Genomic DNA, 2260 nt, shown 5'->3' on the forward strand with positions numbered 1-2260 from the left:
CCCATCACCATCTCGAGGGAAGCGAAGAAAATCGCCCTGGCTCGCCTGGAGGGAGAAGCCCTGGATTGGATGCGCGACCACGGAGATATCTTCCCAACCCTGCGCGATTTGTGCCACCAGATCGAAGTAGAGATTGAAAAGGAGCGTGAGCAGCTGTGATTGATGAATTCACCTACCCAAAGCCTAGTATCCGCCTCGCGGGCACGGGCCTCTGGCGCCTAAAGGTCGGGGATTGGTGGCAGGATTGCTCCAGCCGTGAGGGTGTCGCATGAGAGTGTTTAAACCAGAAAATGAGGAAGAGTGGCATGAATACCGACGCCAGCACCTCACCTCAACCGAGCTAAGAGACCTGCATTTAAGCAGGACCGCGAGGACGTGGCAGGAACTGCGCGAGCAGAAAGAAACCGGCAAGCGGTGGGGTGGCAATCAGTTCACCGAATGGGGCACCGCCCGCGAACCAATTCTGGCGCCGCTGGTCACCGATGTTGATAGCCGCCTGAACTATAACGCTGACCCGCAAACCATCATCATCAACCCCGACGATGACCGCCTGTGTGGCACCCCGGACCTTTTCAGTGAAGATGGGGAAGTCATTGGTGAGATTAAGACTGCTAAACGCCAATTCACTGGAGGCCGCTTCCATGATTGGTGCCCTGATGGGTACTACCTGCAGGTGCAGGCAAACATGTGGCACACGGGTGCCGAGGCGTGTGTGCTGCTGGTGGAGTACTACCAGGAGCAGGGCGGCGAATTTAGTCCCGTGGAGTATGAGTATCGGGTCATTGACTACGACCCCAAAGTGGTAGAGGACATGCAGGCAACCGCCGCAGAGTGGTTCGCGTGGCTCGATGGTACTACCCCGGATTGGATGGGTGAGGTCACCAGCCTGGAAGACACGGACGAGGTAGAAGACCTCGTGGCGCAACTAGCGGACGCGGAAGAAAAAGCCGCCAGCTGGTCCGATTTGGCAAAGACCTACAAGAAAGATTTGTTGAAACTGCTTGGTGATTCCTACGCGGGTACGCACGCCGGCTACAAGGTGAGCGTGTCCACAACCAAGGATTCTAAGACTTTCGACTCGAAGGCGTTTAAGACCGCCCACCCGGACCTATTCGCCGAGTTCAACACCAAAACCCGCCGAGGTTCCACACGCCTACGACTCACAAAGATCGTCAACTAATGCCCCATAAAAGAAGGACAGAACATATGAGCAAACCCAGCGACATACCCCACCGGCGTTTGGAGGTGGCCCGCGCAACCACCACAGCGAACTACAACGCCCTAACAGCACTCGCAGACCAAGCGGCTTTTCTCATGCGCTACTACCGCGACCGAGGCTACGACTACGACGCATCACTCACCCTCACCGAAATCACCCTCGACCGATACGACGACGAAAGGAACATCTAAATGAGCAATGAAATCGCGAAATTCAACGAGCAGGAAATGACACTGATTGAACAGCTAGGGTACCAGCAAATCCCGGCCAATCATCTAAAAATGTTCTTCGCCCGCGCCGAAGCATTAGGCCTGAACCCTCAAGACCCGTCGCAAATCGCCCTCATTGAGCGCAAGACGAAGAACGGTAAGACCTACACCCTCCAAGTCGGTATCGGCGGAGCACGTCGAACCGCCCGACGTATCGCTAAAAAAGAGGGTGGCACCTACCGCGAAGGCGATTGGCTGTACAAGGGAATCGACCAGTCCACAGGGCAGGAGACAGAATGGCGCGACACGTGGAACGTGGCCCGCATGGGGTACCCGGAGTTCGCCAAGGTCATTGTGTACCGAGACGGTGAACCATTCCCGCATGTCGTTACTTGGGATGAGTCCAAGCAAACCTGGGGTCGGGAGGGAAACCTAACGCCAATGTGGGATGCGAAGCCAACGTTCATGCTGGGAAAGAACGCAGCCGCTGGTGCCTTCCGAAAGGCGTTCCCCGATGAACTAGGGGATGTGTATTTCGATTCCGAGAGCTTTGTGGATACGTCGGAACCTATTCGGCAAAAGGCTACTCGTCAGGATGTGGCGCAGCAGGCGTTGTCGGCCCCGGCTCCGAAGAAGAAGCAAGATCGTAATTTCGCCGAAGAGTTGGCGGGGATTACTGATCCGGATGGTTTGCAGCCATTGATGGCAGACGCGCAGGCGGCGCTATCTGAAGCGGAGTATGAGGAGCTTGCCCAGGCCGCTAACGCTAAGTGGATTGAACTCAACGAGGAGGAAGCGTAATGGCTAATTTCATCGCAATCAGCGGCAACCT

At 56.1% G+C, this 2260-nt stretch carries 3 protein-coding genes; all 3 read left to right on the top strand.

Features of this window, described 5'->3' with window-relative positions; all coding sequences use genetic code 11:
- The first annotated feature begins 274 nt into the window (after nt 1–274).
- The 3 genes from HMPREF3148_RS02610 to HMPREF3148_RS02620 are packed head-to-tail and all read left to right on the top strand — an operon-like array spanning nt 275 to nt 2229.
- Entirely contained in the window at nt 275–1180 is a 906-nt protein-coding gene (locus tag HMPREF3148_RS02610; protein ID WP_070508637.1) for a YqaJ viral recombinase family protein, read from the top strand.
- Between the two features lie 26 nt (nt 1181–1206).
- Complete coding sequence (locus tag HMPREF3148_RS02615) at nt 1207–1410, top strand: hypothetical protein (protein ID WP_049159717.1); 204 nt, start codon at nt 1207–1209, stop codon at nt 1408–1410.
- A complete protein-coding gene (locus tag HMPREF3148_RS02620) occupies nt 1411–2229 on the top strand; it encodes a recombinase RecT (protein WP_049159720.1) in 819 nt (272 codons plus the stop codon).
- Nucleotides 2230–2260: the final 31 nt, after the last annotated feature.

Source organism: Corynebacterium sp. HMSC05D08 (genome assembly GCF_001807215.1).
Lineage (GTDB): Bacteria > Actinomycetota > Actinomycetes > Mycobacteriales > Mycobacteriaceae > Corynebacterium > Corynebacterium striatum.

Bases quoted from the DNA above. Each gene is read 5' to 3' on its own strand.
- HMPREF3148_RS02615 (WP_049159717.1), top strand. From the start codon at position 1,207: ATGAGCAAACCCAGCGACATACCCCACCGGCGTTTGGAGGTGGCCCGC.
- HMPREF3148_RS02620 (WP_049159720.1), top strand. From the start codon at position 1,411: ATGAGCAATGAAATCGCGAAATTCAACGAGCAGGAAATGACACTGATT.